This window comes from Salipiger abyssi, assembly GCF_017311415.1.
Classification (GTDB): Bacteria; Pseudomonadota; Alphaproteobacteria; order Rhodobacterales; family Rhodobacteraceae; genus Salipiger; species Salipiger abyssi_A.
Genome location: NZ_JAEKIS010000037.1, coordinates 1 through 17,054, shown reverse-complemented (window position 1 = coordinate 17,054; position 17,054 = coordinate 1). Strand labels below are relative to the sequence as shown.

The window sequence follows — 17,054 nt, the reverse complement described above, 5'->3', positions numbered from 1 at the left end:
CCTGTCTCAGGCTTAAGGGCAAAAATATCAGAATTAAAGGCAAAATCTCATATTTAAGGGCAAAGATCAGCCGTTGATTTCGTTGGATTTCCCATCTCACAATTAAGGGCTACGCGACACTTCCGCAGGAGTTGGCTCGGCGGCATGGCCCCTGACGCCATGGTTGCCAAGCTGCGCAGGATATCCGGCCAGTTCGCGGCGATGAGACGGTCTCTGATCTTGCCGCCGATCAGCCCCTTCAGCTCTTTCGGGCAAGCGGCCGGATCGAAGAGGTAGAGGCGCTTGGATGGCAGGTCGCGGATGCGGGGGATGAACTGGAATCCGAGCAGGGCGGTGACAGCGAAGACGTGGTCCGTGAAGCCGCCGGTATCGGCATACTGCTCGCGGATCTTCTGGCCGGCGCGGGTCATCAGCAGGCCGTCAAGGATGTAGGGCGCTTCGTTCACGGTAGCCGGAATGGTCTGTGTGGCGAAGGGTCCGAACTGGTCGGAGACGTGGGTGTAGGCTTTCAGCCCGGGTTCATGGCCGTACTTGGCGTTGATCAGGTTCATCGCCTCGCCCTGACGTGTCGTCGAGAAGAACTGGCCGTCGCTCGACGCGGTCTGCCCGGCGCCCCAGAAGCGTGCCATCGGCAACGCCGACTGTCCTTCGATCACCATGGCCAGGGCGCGCGCCATCGCCTCGCTCTCGACATGCCAGCGTGACAGGCGGGAAAGCTGGAAAAAGTCGTGCGTGTTCGTGGCCCCGGCCATCTTGCTGAGGCCGAGATTCAATCCCTCGGCAAGCAGCACATTCAACAGGCCGATCCTGTCCTTGCAGGGCGCGCCGGTGCGCAAGTGCGTGAAGGCCTCGGTAAACCCGATCTCATCGTCCACCTCCAGCAGAAGATCCGTGACCCTGACTTCCGGCAGGCGGCCATAGAGATCGAGCACCAGGGCGTCGGCTTCCTCGGGAACCGCCGCGGTCAGCCGGTCGATTTTCAAGGTGCCGTCCTCGATGGAGCCGCCGGGGATCGCCCCGGCCTTTGCCGCGCGCGCCAGTCGGCATATGGCATCGGACATGCGCAGCTTACGATCCGCCAGCCAGGCCTCAGGTTCGAAGGGCATGGCCAGCCTTGGCGTGTCGCGTGCGACCTCGACCGGGACCAGCGCTTCCTTCAGATCGCCAAATCTGCGCGAATGCCCGAGCCAGATATCGCCAGAACGGAAGGCTTCGCGCAGATGGAACAGGACCGCGACCTCCCAGAGTCTGCTTGCCTCGTCAGCATCCGCGTTCAGATGCCGCAACCATTTCGAGCCTCGACGAAGGAATGTCAGTGGCAGGACCGTCGCCGTCTCCGTGCCCGCGATGATCGCGCTCGCCGCCAGCAGCGGTTCCGCCACGGGCGCGGCGCAAATGTCGAGCGCCCGCAACATGCGCGGCGCGTAGCGCCGGAACCGATGATAACCGTGACCGACATGCGCCAGCGGATCGGCGGCCAGGGTGTCTGTGAGCTGGGTCGCCGTGGCGACAAGCCCCTTGAGCGATAGCCAATCTCCGGCATTGCCGACGGCCTCTTCGAGGGAGGCCCGGTCCTCATGCGCTTCCAGGAGGGCGGAACCGAGGGTGGCGAAGGATTGCAGGGTGTCCTTCAGCGCCGATTTGGCATCGTCCATCCGGGCGTCACATCGCGATTTCGCCTCGCGCCAGGTCTTGCCGACGATCCGATCGTGGGTCTCGACCACGGCGTCGGCAATGGCGCTGCGCCATTCCAGAGCACAGACCGCAAGAATGGCGAGACGGCGGTCACCCGAGATATCCCGCAGATCGCCCGCGAAGTATCGCTCGCCCTGCCGGCGAAGGCGGGCAACCCGGTGCGGCGGTACATTCGCCAGAGTGCCCCGGTCCAATTCCAAAGCCTGCAAGTATTCCAGGCGGTCCAGCAGGCGGTTCATATCAGCCGAGTTCCGCCCGATCTCGAACTGACGCAGCCAGACGAACCGCGTAACCGAGCCGCCCGCATCTTCGGTCAGAAGGGCATCGAGCTGCGTTCGCATGTCATCGTCCAGCCGACTGGCGATCCGGGCGTCGACCCGCCGTTCAGCCGCGACGAGCGCATCCGCGCAAAGCCGCTCGATGACCGTGATTCCGGGCAGGACGGTCTGGGCCGCCCGGCATTGCTCGACGAAGCGCCGTGCCAGATCCTCGTTCGACCGGGCGGTTTCGGCCGCACCTTCAAGCCAGATTTTCAGATCGCGCGCCCCACGGCCCGCGAACATCTTGTAACCATAGATTTCGCGCAAGGTGGCCAGGTGCTCATGCCGGGTCTCCTCGCGCGCGGCATATCCGGCCAGGTCATCAGGCCTTATCCCAAGCTGCGCTGCCAGAAAGCGCGTGACTGCCAGTGGAATGACCTCGCCCGGCACCAGCAGCCGCCCGGGATACCGCAGCGCGCAGAGTTGCAGGGCAAAGCCGAAGCGATTGTGCGGACGGCGGCGGGCATGGATGATCTCCAGATCGTCCCGCGGTCAAGCCGCCCGCGAGACCAATAACGGACCCCAAAGAGCGCGAATTGCTGAGACAGATGCAAGCCGCACCAACTGCGAACCGCCAGTTCCACGCGTCCGACTTGTGTCGCTTGATCGGACACGCTGCCTACGAAGCGCGGGTGCTCGATGTGATCCGCAAGTTTGGGTGCCAGAGGTTTTCAGCAACTTTGGCGGTGCACGGAAGAGCGGTGTTGGCAGGGGAGATTTCGCGGTGAACTTTGCGTCACATGCGTGGAAATTTCAGCCGCCACGACATCATCTTCCCAGCCTACAGTGCCTGCGAGCATTGACGAAGCAGACCTTCGCCTCGCGGCACATGAACCAACGCAATGCGGACTATGCTGTCGTTGGACACATCGACGCGAAAGTCGGCTTTGGGCAGCTTGACGAGAACGGTGGGTTTCGCCGGAGACACAAACCCTGGGCACGCTCCGCCCGCCATCGGAGATTTGGGAAAGGGCAGCCTAGCCGGACCGACAGACCACTGAGCTTCACAAATGGACTCCTTTGTGTCCCCGGGACATTGGAACGCGGACGGGACACGCGACTTGCACAAGGGCCGGCATCCCACACCAAGACGCCCCGGTTTCACCGCTGGTTCCCGCGTTCCGCCAGCGGCCCCCGAAACGCCAACCGCATCTGCTTTTCGGTCTCGATCAGGGCGAAGAACACAGCGCCGACGCCGACGATCAGCAGGCCGTCGGCAAGGGTCACGGCCTGCGTGCCGAACACCCTCTGCAACGGTGGCACGTAGGTGATGGCGAATTGCGCGGCGGTAACGGCGACCACGCAGGCCCAGACGATCCGCGTGCCGCGCACCGCAGCCCAGGTGAGCGAAGTGCCGTGGATGTTGCGGATGAAGAACAGATGGAAGATCTCCAGCACCACCAGCATGTTCATCGCCAGGGTCTGCGCCAGCGCCTGGTCGTAACCCTTGTCGATCGCGTAGAAATACATCCCGAAGACCGCGGTCAGGAACAGGGTCGAGACCAGCACGATGTGCCAGACCAGCTCGCCGGTCAGAAGCGGCTCGTCACGCGGACGCGGCGGGCGGCGCATGGTGCCGGATTCCGAGGGCTCGAAGGCCAGCGCGATCCCGAGCGTCACCGCGGTGATGAGGTTGACCCAGAGGATCTGCACGGCGGTGATCGGAAGCGCCATGCCCGCGAACAGGGCGACAATGATGGTCATCGCCTCGCCGGCATTGGTGGGCAGGGTCCAACTGATCACCTTCTTGATGTTGTCGTAGACGGTGCGGCCCTCGCGCACGGCGGCGGCAATCGAGGCGAAATTGTCGTCGGCCAGCACGAACTCGGCCGCCTCCTTCGCCGCCTCCGAGCCCTTCAGCCCCATGGCGATGCCGGCATCGGCCCGTTTCAGCGCCGGGGCGTCGTTCACCCCGTCGCCGGTCATCGCGATGGTCAGCCCATGGGACTGAAGCGCGGTGACGAGGCGCAGCTTGTGGGCGGGCGAGGTGCGGGCGAAGATGTCGGTCTCGACCACGGCATCGGTAAGCGCGGCATCGTCCATCGCTTCGACATCCGCGCCGGTCAGGACCCGTTCGTGGTTTTCGAGCCCGATCATCCCGGCGATGGCGCGGGCCGTCGCGGCATGGTCGCCGGTGATCATCTTCACCCGGATGCCGGCGGCGCGGCATTCGGCCACCGCCGCAATCGCCTCGGCGCGCGGCGGGTCGATCAGGCCGATCAAGCCAATGAGCGTGAGCGTGCCGTCGAGGTCGGTGGTGCTCAGCGCGGCATGTCCGCCCGGCACCATCCGCACCGCCACCGCAATCACCCGCTGGCCTTCGGCCGCAAGGGTGTCGACCATCTCGTGCCAATAGCCGGGATCGAGCGGCTCGGTGCCGCCACCGGCAGCGCGCTGGTCGCGGCAGAGCGCAAGCACCGCCTCGGGCGCACCCTTGACGTGGATCCGCGCGGCCCCCTCTTCGCTGTGGTGCAATACGGCCATGTAGCGATGCGCGGCGTCGAAGGGGATCGCGTCGTCGCGGCACCAGCTCTGGAATGGCTCAGCTCCGTCGCCGGTGATCTTACCCGCGAGCGCCAGCAGCGCCCCCTCCATCGGGTCGCCCTCGACATGCCAGTCTTCGCCGCGGACACGCAGGACGGAATCGTTGCACAGCGCTGCCGTGCGGGCGAATTCCATCAGCACCGCGTGGTCTTCCGGATGGGCGTCGGCCTCGCGCCAACGCACCGCGCCCTCGGGCGCGTAGCCGTTGCCGCTCACGGAATATATGTGCTCGGCGGCGGCGAGCGAGGCCACCGTCATCTCGTTTCGGGTAAGCGTGCCGGTCTTGTCGGAGCAGATCACCGAGACCGAGCCCAGGGTCTCGATCGCCGGCAGCCGGCGGACGATGGCGTTGCGTCGCGCCATCGCCTGCACACCGACTGCGAGGGTGATGGTGAGCACCGCCGGCAGACCTTCCGGGATTGCCGCCACCGAAAGGCCGACCACGGCCATGAACAGCTCGGAGAACGCCATGTGGCCCACGAAATACCCGTAAGCGAGCAGCACGGCGGCCAGCATCAGGATGAACACTGTCAGCCAGCGGGCAAACCGGTCCATCTGCGCCACGAGCGGCGTCGTCAGCGTTTCGACCTCCGCCAGCATCCCGCTGATCCGCCCGATCTGCGTGTGTCCCCCCGTGGCGGTGACCACGCCACGCCCGGTGCCGGCGGCGACCAGCGTGCCGGAGAACAGCATCGGCGTCCGGTCGCCGAGATCGGCGTCTGCGTCGACCGGCCGGGTGCCCTTGTCGACGGGGACAGATTCGCCGGTGAGGATTGCCTCCTCGGCCTTTAGCCCGCGCGCCTCGATCAGTCGCAGGTCGGCCGGCACCCGGTCGCCCGCCTCTACGAGCACGATGTCGCCCGGCACGAGGTCGGCTGCGTCGACGCTGACGCGTTTGCCGTCGCGCAGCACGGCGGAGTGCGGCGCGAGCATGCCCCGGATCGCCGCCATCGCCTGTTCGGCGCGGCCCTCCTGGATGTAGCCGATCACCGCGTTGACGATGACCACCGCGAGGATCACCCCCGTGTCGATCCAATGCTGGAGCGCCGCTGTGACCACCGCCGCGCCAAGCAGCACGTAGATCAGGACGTTGTGGAAATGGGCGAGGAACCGCAGCACCGGACTGGGTTTCGGCGGTTCGGGCAGGCGGTTGGCGCCGTACTCCGACAGGCGGCGAGCGGCCTCCTCGGTCGAGAGGCCGGCGTGGGTCGTGTCGAGCGTGTCGAGCGCGTCGCCGGCATGTTGGGCGTGATACCGGGCGGCCATGTCTGGGTGGGTCATTTGCTCCTATTCCTTTCCGGCGCCGAGCGTGCCAAATCGCGGCTTGGATCCTTGGCGCGCGTCCGATCCCGACGCGCGTGATGGGGGCAGCCGAACGGACGCGCCACCGCGAAGCGCGCGTCTGTCCGCTCATAATCAGCCGCCGTGGTCTGGCGTGCTGTCCGCGGCGGCGGCGCCGTCTTCGAACGCCTCATCGCGCGCGCGGGTCTCGCGGCGCGTCAGGAAATCTTCGAGATCCCGGTCGGCGATTCGCCAACCTTTTCCGATGTCGATCGCGCGCAAGGCCCCGTCCTTGATCCAACCGCGCACCGTCGCCTCGCTGACCTCCAGGCGGTCGCCGATTTCTTTCACGGTCTGATACAGCTCACGTGGCATCGGATATGCCTGTTTGGTCTCGATAGATGCAGAATACCCACTTTTGGGCCGTTGAGTTTGATCTAGGTCAAATATCGCACGGTTTGGTCGTGTTTTAATGACGCCGTCATCGAGGGGCCCAGGACGAAGCCGGGGCGACGGCGCCACGTGGTCCCAGGACCGCAGATGCCCCTCTGCCCACGCCGTGCCGACACGGACAGGCAGCACTTCGGTGCGAGACACCACACTTCGCCGGACCGAAAGGAGCACAATTCATGCAGATCAAGTCCATCCTGATTGCCTCGGATCTTTCGGCGCGATCGGATCGCGCCCTACAACGCGGCTTCCTCCTTGCCGGCGAGTTGGGCGCGCGCGTGCGCGTCGTGTCGATCGTCGATGACAGCGTTCCGGAAAGCCTGACGACGGATCTTGCCGAGAAATATCGCATCCATCTGGAGGCGTCCGCACAGAGCCTGGCCGGGGAGGTCTCCTACGAGGTCCTGGTCGAGACCGGCGATCCGATCACGCGCTTGGTTGATTTGGTGAATTCCGCCGAGTTCGACCTCGTCGTCGCCGGCCGGCACCGTGACAGGGGCTTTCTCGATGGGCTCAGGCCGACGACTGTGGAGAGCTTGGTCGCCCGGTCTCTCACTCCAGTGCTGCTCGTCACCGACCCGGTCCATGGCAGCTATAATCGTGTGCTGGCGCCGGTCGCGTTCTCATCCGCGTGCCGACACGCGGTCAAGACTGCCCTCCACATTGCCCCCCAGGCGGCGTTCCGGCTCTTCCATCTATGGATGGCATCGTTCGAGGGCCTGACCGGCGGGCCATCGTCGGACTTCGCACGTGAAGTGCGGCGAGAAACCGCGGCTCAGGCAGCGGCTTGGACTGAAGGGTTTGCCACGTCCCTGCCCAAGGTCGATCTGGTGCATGGTGGGGTAGGATCTGGATGCCACCAAGAAATCCGAAGCTTTGCACCGGACCTGATCGCGGTCGGGGCCAATACCCGAAGCCTGTCCTTCACCGGTCTCGGCTCGTTCACGGCCGAACTCCTACGCACCCCGCCCACAGATCTTCTGATCGCGCGCGGGGCTGACACCTGAGGCGACGCCAGGTTCGCCGGGAGATGCCCCGCCGTCGCATCGGTGATGAACTGGCTTTGGTCTTGACGCTTTTTTGGCCGGTTCAGTGGAAGCGGAAATTGGCACTCCACACAGCCTCCGGCGCTCTGGGCTCTCTGCCGTCGCTCACCGCATTCAGAACTAATGGCGGCTTTCCCGCAGAACCGCGCTGGCGAATGGTTCGTCAAGGCCTCTAGATGGCGATCCGCCACATCCTGAAGCGTCCTTGTTGCGTCACTTCCCGGATCAGGCCTCTCTTTTCCATCCAGGCGAGGTTCCTTTGAAGCGCCGCGCGGCTTGCGCCTGTTAAGGCCCCTGCCATCGGGGCTGACACCAAAGGCCACTCTGTCAACGCCGAACGAAGAGCCGCCGGAGTTCGCCCCGAAAGCTGAGACATGGCGCCTTCCGCCCGAGCACTCCATTTCTCGGTATCGTCTAGATGACACATCGCCGTTAGAATTGCGCTGTTCATCCCATCTAACCAGCGTGCCAAGCGTTCGGTTGGCAAACCCGAGGCACGCAGCCCCCCTGCCCCGCCCATGGCGAGCGGTGCGAAGACGGCGCCGCTTCCATCGCTGGCCGCGATCCTGGACGCGGTGACGGCGGCTTCGATCTGGTCGCCGTACTGTCCGAGGCCTGCCAGACTCCAGAGGTGAAAACCCATGCAAGCCCTGGTGATCGGGTGGAGATCGGTTGCGGCTGTCATAACGTCCAGCCATCCACCCGCGCGATCCTCGAAACGCTCAGCGCTGCCTTCAATGTTCTCGGGATCGCGGCGATCCAGGAAGGCGGCCAAGTCAGCCTTCGGTCCGGGACCGCCTGTCAGGCGCCGAACAGCCCATCCAACTCTTGCCAGCGCATTTGGGTCATCCTGTGCACCTGACAGCCGCATCGATATCCAAAGCGCCAGACGATCAGAACTCACCCGATCCCCTGCGAACCAGCTAAGGTCCGCTGCCTCGATAAGAGCGAGGCGATGCCGCCAGCCTTCCGGGCCACGCAGCAGCCTGTCATCCAGAGCACCCAGGCGTCCAGCCACTCTTGCCAGTCGCGCAGCGTGAACGCCTTCTGCCTTCGCCCAGTCTTCGATGACGGCAGTGTCCGGCGGTTCTGCACGCGGCCCGGGAGGCAAATCATCTGGTTCTTCTTCGAATGGTCCCGGCAGAAACCAGAGATCCTCTTCGTGAGCCTCTTCATCCTCCTCGATGGTGATGAGGGGGTCATCGAAATCATCTGTCAAAGCGGCTCCTTGGGGTTTCATATGTGCAAAATACTCTTCTTTTGCACATTACCCAAGCGATTTTGTGGCGGTTGCCTTCGCTCTTTATATAGTGTGCGCGGGCGACTGCCGGTGGAACCTCTCAGATCGCGCTCAGTACAGGGAAACAAAGGGTTTCGGGACGAGCAAAACGAGAGAGCACCTACTTGCATTCGTTTAAAAACGGTCGTTTATTGGCGATGTCTTAAATTGCAAACGGCTCTTTTCCATGCCCCTGATAGGCTATGCGCGCGTATCCACAGAGGATCAGACCCCCCTGCCCCAGTCCGAGGCCCTTCAATCTGCGGGTTGCGTAGAGATCTTTGAAGAGCACGCCTCAGGCGGAAATCGGGCGCGGCCCGTGCTTGCACGTGTGCTGGAGCGGATTGGCAAGGGCGACACGCTGGTCGTCGTGCGGATCGACCGGCTTGCGCGGTCTTTGTCGCACCTACTTGAGGTGATCGAAAGACTGGAGGGCAAGGGGGCGTTCTTCCGCTCGCTCCAGGACCCGATCGACACTGCCTCGCCCCAGGGCAAGTTCACGTTGCAGGTTCTGGGCGCTGCGGCTGAGTTCGAACGCGCTCTGATCCGCGAGCGTACCAAAGCCGGACTTGCCTCGGCACGCTCAAAGGGCCGCGTCGGCGGCAACCCAGGTCTTCGCGCCAAGGACCCTGAAGCGCTGCGCAAGGTGCGGCTGGCGCGACAGGACGGCTACATGGAGCGCTTGAACGAAACTGCGCAGGATTGGGTGCCCCATGTGCGCCGTTTGCGCCCCGATATGGCTTGGGAAGACGTCCTGCGGATCATCAATGGCCCCCTGCCCCATGATCGGCGCTGGACGCAAAGCCGCCTGCTCCGCGCCGTGAAGGCATACGTGGCGGACGGATTCCTGCCCGCTGAAGTGCTTGGACGCGCTGGACGTCGCGAAACCGACGATCGCCTGCCTGCGATTGTCGCCGCAATCAAAGGTGCTGACCCCGAGATCACCTTGCAGGCAATCTGCGACCGACTGGAATCCATGCGTGAGCGCACCCCTCGCGGTCGCACCAGCTGGCAGCCTTCCTCGGTCAGAATGCTGCTGGAGCGTGCTGAAAAGCTGGGGCTCCTCTGAGGATCACACTTGTGTTGGCCTAACCGATTGCCACTAAATCTAGAAAGTGCTTGCACGAATCTGGTTGGTCGGGCAATAGTCTCGAAAAATAACGCGCGGTCACATAAAAAACGCGCCCACGGATCGGGGCAGACATGAGCGAAGCAGAACAGGATCTAGACATCGCCATCGGGCACTACGCGGAACTTCTCGCGTCGAACCTGCATGCTCAGCGCGCCGCACACTTCCCTCCGGATGCAAAGAAGGTGATGCGCACTTTGACCAGCGGCGAAGCTGCCGAGCTCCTTGGCGTCGACCATACCTATCTTCGGAAGCTTCATCGAGAAGGAAAGATCGTTGACGTCGAGACGACGGCTGGAAGTCATCGTCGCTATACTCTCGACGATATCTGGGAAATCCGGCAGACGCTTGAAGGAAACGCAAAAAAGTCTGGAACTTACGTGCCTGGGCGTCGCGACGGTGACGAGCTTCAAGTTATTTCAGTGGTGAACTTCAAGGGCGGGTCCGGCAAAACGACGACGTCTGCTCACCTCGCTCAGCGCTTGGCGCTCAAGGGGTACAGGGTTCTTGCGATCGATCTCGACCCCCAAGCATCTCTTTCGGCTCTTCACGGAATCCAGCCAGAACTCGACCTTATGGAGGGCGGAACCCTCTATGATGCCGTTCGCTATGACGATCCGGTTCCGATCGCCGAAGTGATCCGCAAGACCTACATCCGCGGCCTTGATCTTATCCCGGGCAACCTTGAACTCATGGAGTTCGAGCACGAGACGCCTGCTGCTATCCAGCGAGGCGGAGCGAAAGCGTTCTTCGCGAGAGTTCATGACGCACTCGATAGTGTTGAAGCGAACTACGACGTTGTTGTGATCGACTGCCCGCCGCAGCTTGGTTTCTTGACGATGTCAGCACTTTCCGCGTCCTCGGGTGTCCTCGTGACGGTTCACCCGCAGATGCTTGACCTCATGTCGATGTCCCAATTCCTGCGAATGACCGCGGATCTCCTGGGAGTGATCAGGGATGCAGGCGCAAATCTGCGCTTCGATTGGCTGCGCTTTTTGCCAACGCGATACAAAGTCGGCGACGCGCCACAAACCGAAGTCATCGCTTTCATTCGCGGACTGTTCGGGAGGTCGGTCCTGACCAATCACATGGTTGAATCGACCGCAATTTCTGATGCCGGCTTGACCAAGCAAACGCTCTACGAAGCTGACAAGAAGGACTTCACGCGTCAGACGTTTGATCGTGCGATCGAATCCATGAACGCAGTGAACGATGAGATCGCTGAAATCATCCAGAACACATGGGGGCGGAATGGCAAGAAAGCCTAAACTTGGCCTGCCGCTGCAGACCCTTCGCAACGCTCCTGACGCTCTTGAAGGGCGCCGACTGCGTGGCGGTGTATTTGAGATCGATCCGGCGCAGATTATTACCGAAGGACGATTGGATGACAGGCTTCAGATTGAAGTTGAGGGCCTGAAGAATTCAATCTCCAAGAACGGTCAGCGTGTGCCTGTCTTGGTCCGCCCACTGGAAGGCGATCGCTACAACCTGATCTATGGCCGCAGACGCCTGGAAGCATGTCGCGAACTCGGTATCAAAGTTCGAGCCATCGTCACGGAAGTTGATGGTGATCAAGCGCTTCGAGATCAGCTTCTCGAGAACCAAGAGCGTCGTGATCTGAGCTTTATTGAACGGGCGCTTGTTGCGACGGCGCTTCTGGACGGTGACCATTTGGAAGGGGCTGAGCGCACCAATCGAGGTGTCGCCGAAGTCCTTAACCTCCACGAAGCCGGGGTTTCACAACTCTTGAGTGTCGTTCGGACGGTCGGCGAGGAACTCATCCAGGCAATTGGTGCGGCTCCCGGGATTGGTCGCCCGAGATGGGAAGAGCTCAAAAAGGCCTTGGGTACCTACGACGGTGATCGAGACCAACTGCAAGCGGTAGCTCATGCAGCCAAGTCCGAAAGTTCCGGCTCGGTCGATGAGGTTTCTGAGCGTGCGTTTCTCGCAGTTCTGGCAGCTGCGAAGAGCCCAGAGAAGAAAGCAAACCCGTCTAGAAAGGGCGTGCCTGCTTTGGCGATCCCCGGTGTCGGAGCTGCGACGGTTAAGACCGGCCGCCAAGGCAAGCAGCTTAAACTCGATCTGACTACGGATGAACCTGATTTTATCAGCTGGTTGGAGGGCAATGCCCCAAAGCTGATTACCGAGCTTCATGAGCGCTGGAAGCGTTCAGGAGACTGAGGAAGAGCAACCAACAAGAAGGAGGCACGATACAGGCAAAAAGAAAAAGGCCCCGAGAAGCTAGCTTCACGAGACCTTTGTAAGGTTTCGCACCGGGATCAGCCCGCTACAAAATCTCAGTTTTCGCACCTCTGAATGTAGCGTTCTGGCCCCTACCCCGCAAGCGCAAAGCGATTCGCGGGCCGTAGAAATTTTGCCTTCGTGAACGTTTTCATGGAGTACACACCGATTTCGCCGTTTATGCGGCCGATCTCGCACGCCCATCTGCGCGTGATCGAGCGACCCGAGGCATCTGTTCCGGGCAGACCCGTCAACAAGTGGGAACTCCTGCGCGAGCTCTCCAAGGCGCAAGCGGCCTTTGGCGTGTCAGAACGTGATCTAACTGTTTTGCAGGGGCTCCTCAGCTTCTTTCCAGACGATGCACTTGGCGGGAACGCCGAGATGGTAGTCTTCCCCTCGAACAAGGCGATCTGTGAGCGCCTGAATGGTATGCCCTGCTCCACTATGCGTCGTCACCTCGCGCGTCTTGTCGAGGCTGGTTTGCTCCAGCGGCGTGATAGCCCCAATGGAAAGCGCTATGTCCGCAAGCACGGCGAAGAGCGCGTCGCCTTTGGCTTCGATCTTTCCCCGCTCTACTGCCAGTCCGAGGAGATAGCGCGGGCCGCAGAGGCCGTACGTGAGGCTGAGGAGCGCGTCAGGCGTCTGAGAGAGGTTGTAAGCCTCATGCGGCGTGATCTCGCGGCCCTCGCGGAGTTCGGAGACGAGATGCAGCCAGGCCTAGGCATCTGGGACCAGCTTCGTGACAAGGCGATCCTCACAGCGCGCGCGCTTCGCCGCAAGCTTTCAATTGAGGACCTCGCGGCCTATCGAGCCGGTCTTGAAGCTCTCCTCGATCAGGCACGCAACATCATTGATGGCTCTGAAACAGAAGAAATGAACACCAATGATGCTCGATCTGAGCGTCACCATCATAATTCAAATAAAGAATCTATAGATCTTGAACCTGCTTTAGAAAAAAGCGGGGCGGCGACCGGCGTGCCAGATGTGGACAGGGATGAGCCCGTGGCTGACGTCGATGAACAGGACACAAGACACCTGCCAAAGATCCCGCTGCACCTGGTGATCGCGGCATGTCCCTCGCTCAAGACCTTCTACCAAGGCGAAATCCGGCATTGGCACCAGCTTTTCGATGCGGCATGCCATGTGCGACCAGCCATGGGGATCAGTGCATCTGCATGGGAAGAAGCGCAGCGGTTCATGGGTCCGGAGCAAGCGTCGATCGTCGTTTCTGCCATGCTGGAACGCTTTGAGGACATCAGATCGCCTGGTGGATACTTGCGAGCTCTGACTGCCAAAGCTGTGGCCGGTGAGTTTTCCTGTGGGCCGATGGTCATGGCATTGATTGGACGACGAACTGCAGCTTAACAGCTGTTAAGGTTGAGAGACTGCGTACTGTTCCGCCACCTCGGGATTGACGACTTAACAGCTGTTAAGGTCCTACCTCGGGAGTGTCAGAACAGGAGAGGGAAAGGTTTGTTGGTTGGAGGGGTGACGGGAAGTGAGATCGGAAGAGTGGCTTCCGGCGCCCGTCGTGGAGAAGATCTGATGGCGAAATCTGCCCAGAAAGTCACCCTGTCCCCGTCCCGGGACATTCCCTTCGACAAGCTCGTGCTGAGCCAGTCAAACGTCCGGCGCATCAAGGCCGGTATCTCGGTCGAGGAACTGGCCGAAGACATCGCCCGCCGCGGGTTGCTGCAGAGCCTGAGCGTTCGACCCGTTCTGGCGGATGATGGGTCCGAGACCGGTAAATTCGAAATCCCCGCTGGCGGTCGGCGCTTCCAGGCGATGTCACTCCTGGTGAAGCAGAAACGCTTGGCCAAGACGACGCCCATTCCCTGCATTGTTCGGGATGCCAAGTCCACGATCCTCGCCGAAGACGACTCGCTCGCTGAGAACATGCAGCGCGCTGCCTTGCATCCGCTCGATCAGTTCCGCGCCTTCGTGGCGCTGCGGGAGAAGGGTCAGGGCGATGAAGAGATAGCAGCCGCCTTCTTCTTCACTCCGCAGGTGGTCAAACAGCGCCTGAAACTCGCCGCCGTGGCCCCTGCCCTGCTCGAGCTCTACGCCGAGGATGAAATGACGCTTGAGCAGCTCATGGCCTTCACGGTCAACCCGGACCACGAGCGCCAAGTTCAGGTCTGGGATGCGATCAAGTCGTCCTGGAACAAAGAGCCTTATCAGATCCGACGCATGCTGACGGAAACTTCGGTGCGGGCTTCTGACCGTCGTGCCGTCTTTGTTGGCGTCGAGGCCTATGAGGCTGCTGGCGGCGCCATGCTGCATGACCTCTTCCAGGGCGATGACGGAGGCTGGCTGGAAGACCCTGCCCTGCTCGATCGTTTGGTCAGCGAGAAGCTTCAGGCTGAAGCCGAAGCCATTGCGACCGAAGGTTGGAAATGGATCGAGGTCTCGCTCGACCTGCCCTATGGCTACAGCCACGGTTTGCGGCGGCTAAGCGGAGACCCGGCGCCGATGACGGATGACGAAGGCGCGGCCCATGCCAAGCTGCTTGCCGAGTGCCGGGCGCTCGAAGAGCAATACGAGGGCCAGGATGAATTCCCCGAAGAGATCGACGCGCGACTTGGCGAGTTGGAAGTCGCGATGGAGAAGCTCGAGGCCCGACCGCTGATCTTCGACGATGAGGAGATCGCACGGGCAGGGGCTTTCGTGACGCTTGACCGCTATGGCGAGCTTGCCGTTTATCGGGGCTTCGTGCGGCCCGGGGATGAGCCTCGGGAAGATGCCGACGTCCACAGCGGTGAACAGGCGGCAGACGGGCAGGGCGTTGAGCTTTCAGCGGGGAGCAATGTGGATGGTATCGGCCACGGCACGGTGATCACCTCTGCCGGTCAGGCGCTTGGTGCCAACGTGCCCGACGACGAGGACGATGGAGCGTTGAAGCCCTTGCCCGAGCGGTTGGTCATGGAGTTGACGGCGCACCGCACCCTGGCATTGCGGGAAGCTGTCGGGCGTTCGCCTGACGTCGCCCTGACCTTGCTGCTCCTGAAGCTTGTCAGCGACACCTTCCGGACGTCCAGTTCGGCCGGCAGCTGCCTCGAGGCTTCGGTGCGTCACGTCTACATGTCGGCGCAGGCGAGCGATCTGAAGGACAGCGTGGTGGCCAAGCTGGTGGACGATCGCCACGCGGAATGGGAGGCCGACTTGCCGCTCGGCGACGATGCCGCGCTCTGGGACTACCTGACCTCCCTTGATCAAGGGAGCCGGCTGTCGCTGCTCGCGCATTGCCTCAGCTTCGGGATCAACGCGCTCCATGAGAAGGTGAACCCCTATGGTGCCGGTATCTCCGCCAGCGGTTTGACCAAGCGGATGGCCCAGTCCGACTTGGTCGCACAGGCGGTCGATCTCGACATGGTCGAGGCGGGTTGGGAGCCGACGGTCGATACCTACCTGAACCGCGTGCCAAAGGTCCGGATCCTCGAGGCCGTGCGTGAGGCTAAAGGGGAGGGGACGGCGCAACTCCTCGATCACCTGAAGAAGGGCGAGATGGCGACCGAAGCCGAGCGTCTGCTGAAAGGCAGCGGTTGGTTGCCAGAGGTTCTTCGCCGTCACGACCTGGTAGCACTCGACGGTGCGGAAGGGCAGGGGGCGCCTGAGCCCGTTTCCGACGCCAGTCAGACCGAGGATGTCGACCTTCCCGCCTTCCTCACCGCTGACCTGCCGGGTGATGATGCGTCGATGATGGCTGCGGAATGATCCGCGCCATCCGAGGGCGGGGAAACCCGCCCTCAATCAAATAAAAATCAACAATATCAATGTGATGAATGCAATTTTATGCATTCAGAATGAGGAATCATGTCTGCAACGACCATTCTCGACACCGCGCCGCTAGGGGCGCTCATTCGCTACACCGACAACAGTCCGAAACCTCCTGCGCGGTTCACGAAGAAGCTCGCGGCCTGGGAACGCTCGAACGGCCTCGGCCGTCTCGTCAAAAAGGAGCCGCCGCGGCCCTATCCAACCTGGACGGCGCCGGCGTCGTTTACGCTGCACGAGGGGAACTTCTCCTCGGACGGGGTCATTCTCGTCACCATCATGCGAACGCATTCGGCTGACAGTGCGTTGACCTTCGAGGTAGCAGAGGAACCGAGGCCCGGACAGGTGCGCGTCCTGCTGGATTGTGGCGGCTGCACGGAGCTGCTCCACCTGGCCGAGTCTGTCGCGGCTGCCGAGCTCTGGATCGCCAGAGAAGGCTATCGCAATGCGCGGCTGGAGATTGTCGGCGAAGAAGGCGCTGCTAGGGCAGGGGGCGCGGAGCTTGCCGCCTGAGCCTACGTAGAACCCAAGGGGCCCGCCAAAGCGCGGGCCTCTCACCCATCACGACCCTGTCCCGCGAAATCGCTGAGCACCATAGGATCCAATCCATCAAGGAGAGAGATCTTACCTAAGAGCCTGCCCGGGAGGCTGGCCGCGATAGCATCAGTGGGACACCCGGCTCCAGTCAGCGGTCGCACCATCCCCCGCTCGCCATTCCCTTCCTTGCCCCGAATCCTGTCTTCGAGATCAACCCGCAAGGGGTCGGACTACGGGCGAACCCGTGCCGCCGGGTGGATTCGGACGAGCCGAACGCACCCGGTGATGTCAGCCAGTCTTTGGGCCTGCGGGGACCTGTCGCGCGGGGGATGGTCCTCCGCCTCCAAGACAGGAGCCAATCAGATGTCCCGCAAAGATGCTCACGCCTTCGCCGCCTCTCTCGCCGCCACGCTCATGGTCTCGATCGTCGTCTTCCAGGCAGGTGATGGAACCTATGGCGCCGTCCCCGCAGATGAAATCGACGGAGACGAAGTCGTGATCGTCTCGGAATACGATCCCTTCGGGTGAGGCTTCGGCCTCATTTCCCGAGGGCGCGGCGCAGGAGCGCCTCCGGGCCTATCGACGGCCGAGTGAACGGCGAGGCCGTTGCAAGGATCTTTGGGTTGCGACTCGGTCAATTGTAGAGCGTCAACCTCCTTGGCCGCTACCGACAACCTCCTTGGCCGGTTTTGACCGCTGCGTTCTTCGTTGATGTTACTGTGGGGTTTCCTCCTCGAGCTTGTCGCTGATGTTGTCGC

General features: G+C 62.3%; 11 protein-coding genes and 2 pseudogenes. 9 read left to right on the top strand and 4 right to left on the bottom strand.

Translation table 11 applies throughout. From position 1 onward, the window contains the following. Positions 1-119: 119 nt before the first annotated feature. A pseudogene (locus I6N89_RS24195) lies at positions 120-2,501 on the bottom strand (Tn3 family transposase); the annotation flags it as partial. Between I6N89_RS24195 and I6N89_RS25620 the strand changes: the two are divergent. Beyond that, a pseudogene (locus I6N89_RS25620) lies at positions 2,489-2,743 on the top strand (hypothetical protein); the annotation flags it as partial. The pseudogenes I6N89_RS24195 and I6N89_RS25620 sit on opposite strands and share 13 nt — an antisense overlap. Positions 2,744-3,116: 373 nt before the next feature. On the opposite strand, the gene I6N89_RS24190 reads toward I6N89_RS25620, so the two are convergent. Continuing rightward, positions 3,117-5,840 (bottom strand): cation-transporting P-type ATPase, encoded by a 2,724-nt coding sequence (locus tag I6N89_RS24190; protein WP_054540548.1) that lies wholly within the window; start codon positions 5,838-5,840, stop codon positions 3,117-3,119. Positions 5,841-5,975: 135 nt separating this feature from the next. Next, a complete protein-coding gene (locus tag I6N89_RS24185; RefSeq protein WP_328805928.1) occupies positions 5,976-6,191 on the bottom strand; it encodes a helix-turn-helix domain-containing protein in 216 nt (71 codons plus the stop codon). A 278-nt stretch (positions 6,192-6,469) separates the two neighbouring features. Here I6N89_RS24185 and I6N89_RS24180 point away from each other — a divergent pair, with 278 nt between their 5' ends. Then, positions 6,470-7,297, top strand: a complete 828-nt coding sequence (locus tag I6N89_RS24180; RefSeq protein ID WP_009574212.1) for a universal stress protein — start codon at positions 6,470-6,472, stop codon at positions 7,295-7,297. Positions 7,298-7,508: 211 nt separating this feature from the next. On the opposite strand, the gene I6N89_RS24175 is transcribed toward I6N89_RS24180, so the two are convergent. Then, positions 7,509-8,576 (bottom strand): hypothetical protein, encoded by a 1,068-nt coding sequence (locus I6N89_RS24175; protein WP_009574211.1) that lies wholly within the window; start codon positions 8,574-8,576, stop codon positions 7,509-7,511. 226 nt (positions 8,577-8,802) lie between these two features. Between I6N89_RS24175 and I6N89_RS24170 the strand changes: the two genes are divergently transcribed. The 7 genes from I6N89_RS24170 to I6N89_RS24140 all read left to right on the top strand — a co-directional run bounded on the left by I6N89_RS24170 (position 8,803) and on the right by I6N89_RS24140 (position 16,824). Beyond that, a complete protein-coding gene (locus I6N89_RS24170) occupies positions 8,803-9,684 on the top strand; it encodes a recombinase family protein (RefSeq protein ID WP_207020837.1) in 882 nt (293 codons plus the stop codon). A gap of 134 nt (positions 9,685-9,818) precedes the next feature. Next, the gene (gene repA, locus I6N89_RS24165; protein ID WP_009827042.1) at positions 9,819-11,012 is read left to right on the top strand and encodes a plasmid partitioning protein RepA; all 1,194 of its coding nucleotides are present in this window, start codon (positions 9,819-9,821) and stop codon (positions 11,010-11,012) included. Further along, a complete protein-coding gene (gene repB, locus I6N89_RS24160; protein ID WP_207020836.1) occupies positions 10,996-11,925 on the top strand; it encodes a plasmid partitioning protein RepB in 930 nt (309 codons plus the stop codon). Before repA ends, repB begins: the two co-directional genes overlap by 17 nt. 213 nt (positions 11,926-12,138) lie before the next feature. Further along, positions 12,139-13,350 (top strand): plasmid replication protein RepC, encoded by a 1,212-nt coding sequence (gene repC / locus I6N89_RS24155; RefSeq protein ID WP_207020835.1) that lies wholly within the window; start codon positions 12,139-12,141, stop codon positions 13,348-13,350. A gap of 180 nt (positions 13,351-13,530) precedes the next feature. Then, positions 13,531-15,699, top strand: a complete 2,169-nt coding sequence (locus I6N89_RS24150) for a ParB/RepB/Spo0J family partition protein (protein WP_207020834.1) — start codon at positions 13,531-13,533, stop codon at positions 15,697-15,699. Positions 15,700-15,798: 99 nt separating this feature from the next. Then, a complete protein-coding gene (locus I6N89_RS24145; RefSeq protein ID WP_207020833.1) occupies positions 15,799-16,272 on the top strand; it encodes a hypothetical protein in 474 nt (157 codons plus the stop codon). 387 nt (positions 16,273-16,659) lie between these two features. Next, complete coding sequence (locus tag I6N89_RS24140; protein ID WP_009574204.1) at positions 16,660-16,824, top strand: hypothetical protein; 165 nt, start codon at positions 16,660-16,662, stop codon at positions 16,822-16,824. Positions 16,825-17,054: the final 230 nt, after the last annotated feature.

Excerpts from the sequence above, each read along its gene's own strand:
- I6N89_RS24190 (WP_054540548.1), bottom strand. The coding sequence starts at position 5,840 with ATGACCCACCCAGACATGGCCGCCCGGTATCACGCCCAACATGCCGGC.
- I6N89_RS24180 (WP_009574212.1), top strand. The coding sequence starts at position 6,470 with ATGCAGATCAAGTCCATCCTGATTGCCTCGGATCTTTCGGCGCGATCG.
- I6N89_RS24175 (WP_009574211.1), bottom strand. The coding sequence starts at position 8,576 with ATGAAACCCCAAGGAGCCGCTTTGACAGATGATTTCGATGACCCCCTC.
- I6N89_RS24170 (WP_207020837.1), top strand. The coding sequence starts at position 8,803 with ATGCCCCTGATAGGCTATGCGCGCGTATCCACAGAGGATCAGACCCCC.
- repA (WP_009827042.1), top strand. The coding sequence starts at position 9,819 with ATGAGCGAAGCAGAACAGGATCTAGACATCGCCATCGGGCACTACGCG.
- repB (WP_207020836.1), top strand. The coding sequence starts at position 10,996 with ATGGCAAGAAAGCCTAAACTTGGCCTGCCGCTGCAGACCCTTCGCAAC.
- repC (WP_207020835.1), top strand. The coding sequence starts at position 12,139 with ATGGAGTACACACCGATTTCGCCGTTTATGCGGCCGATCTCGCACGCC.
- I6N89_RS24150 (WP_207020834.1), top strand. The coding sequence starts at position 13,531 with ATGGCGAAATCTGCCCAGAAAGTCACCCTGTCCCCGTCCCGGGACATT.
- I6N89_RS24145 (WP_207020833.1), top strand. The coding sequence starts at position 15,799 with ATGTCTGCAACGACCATTCTCGACACCGCGCCGCTAGGGGCGCTCATT.
- I6N89_RS24140 (WP_009574204.1), top strand. The coding sequence starts at position 16,660 with ATGTCCCGCAAAGATGCTCACGCCTTCGCCGCCTCTCTCGCCGCCACG.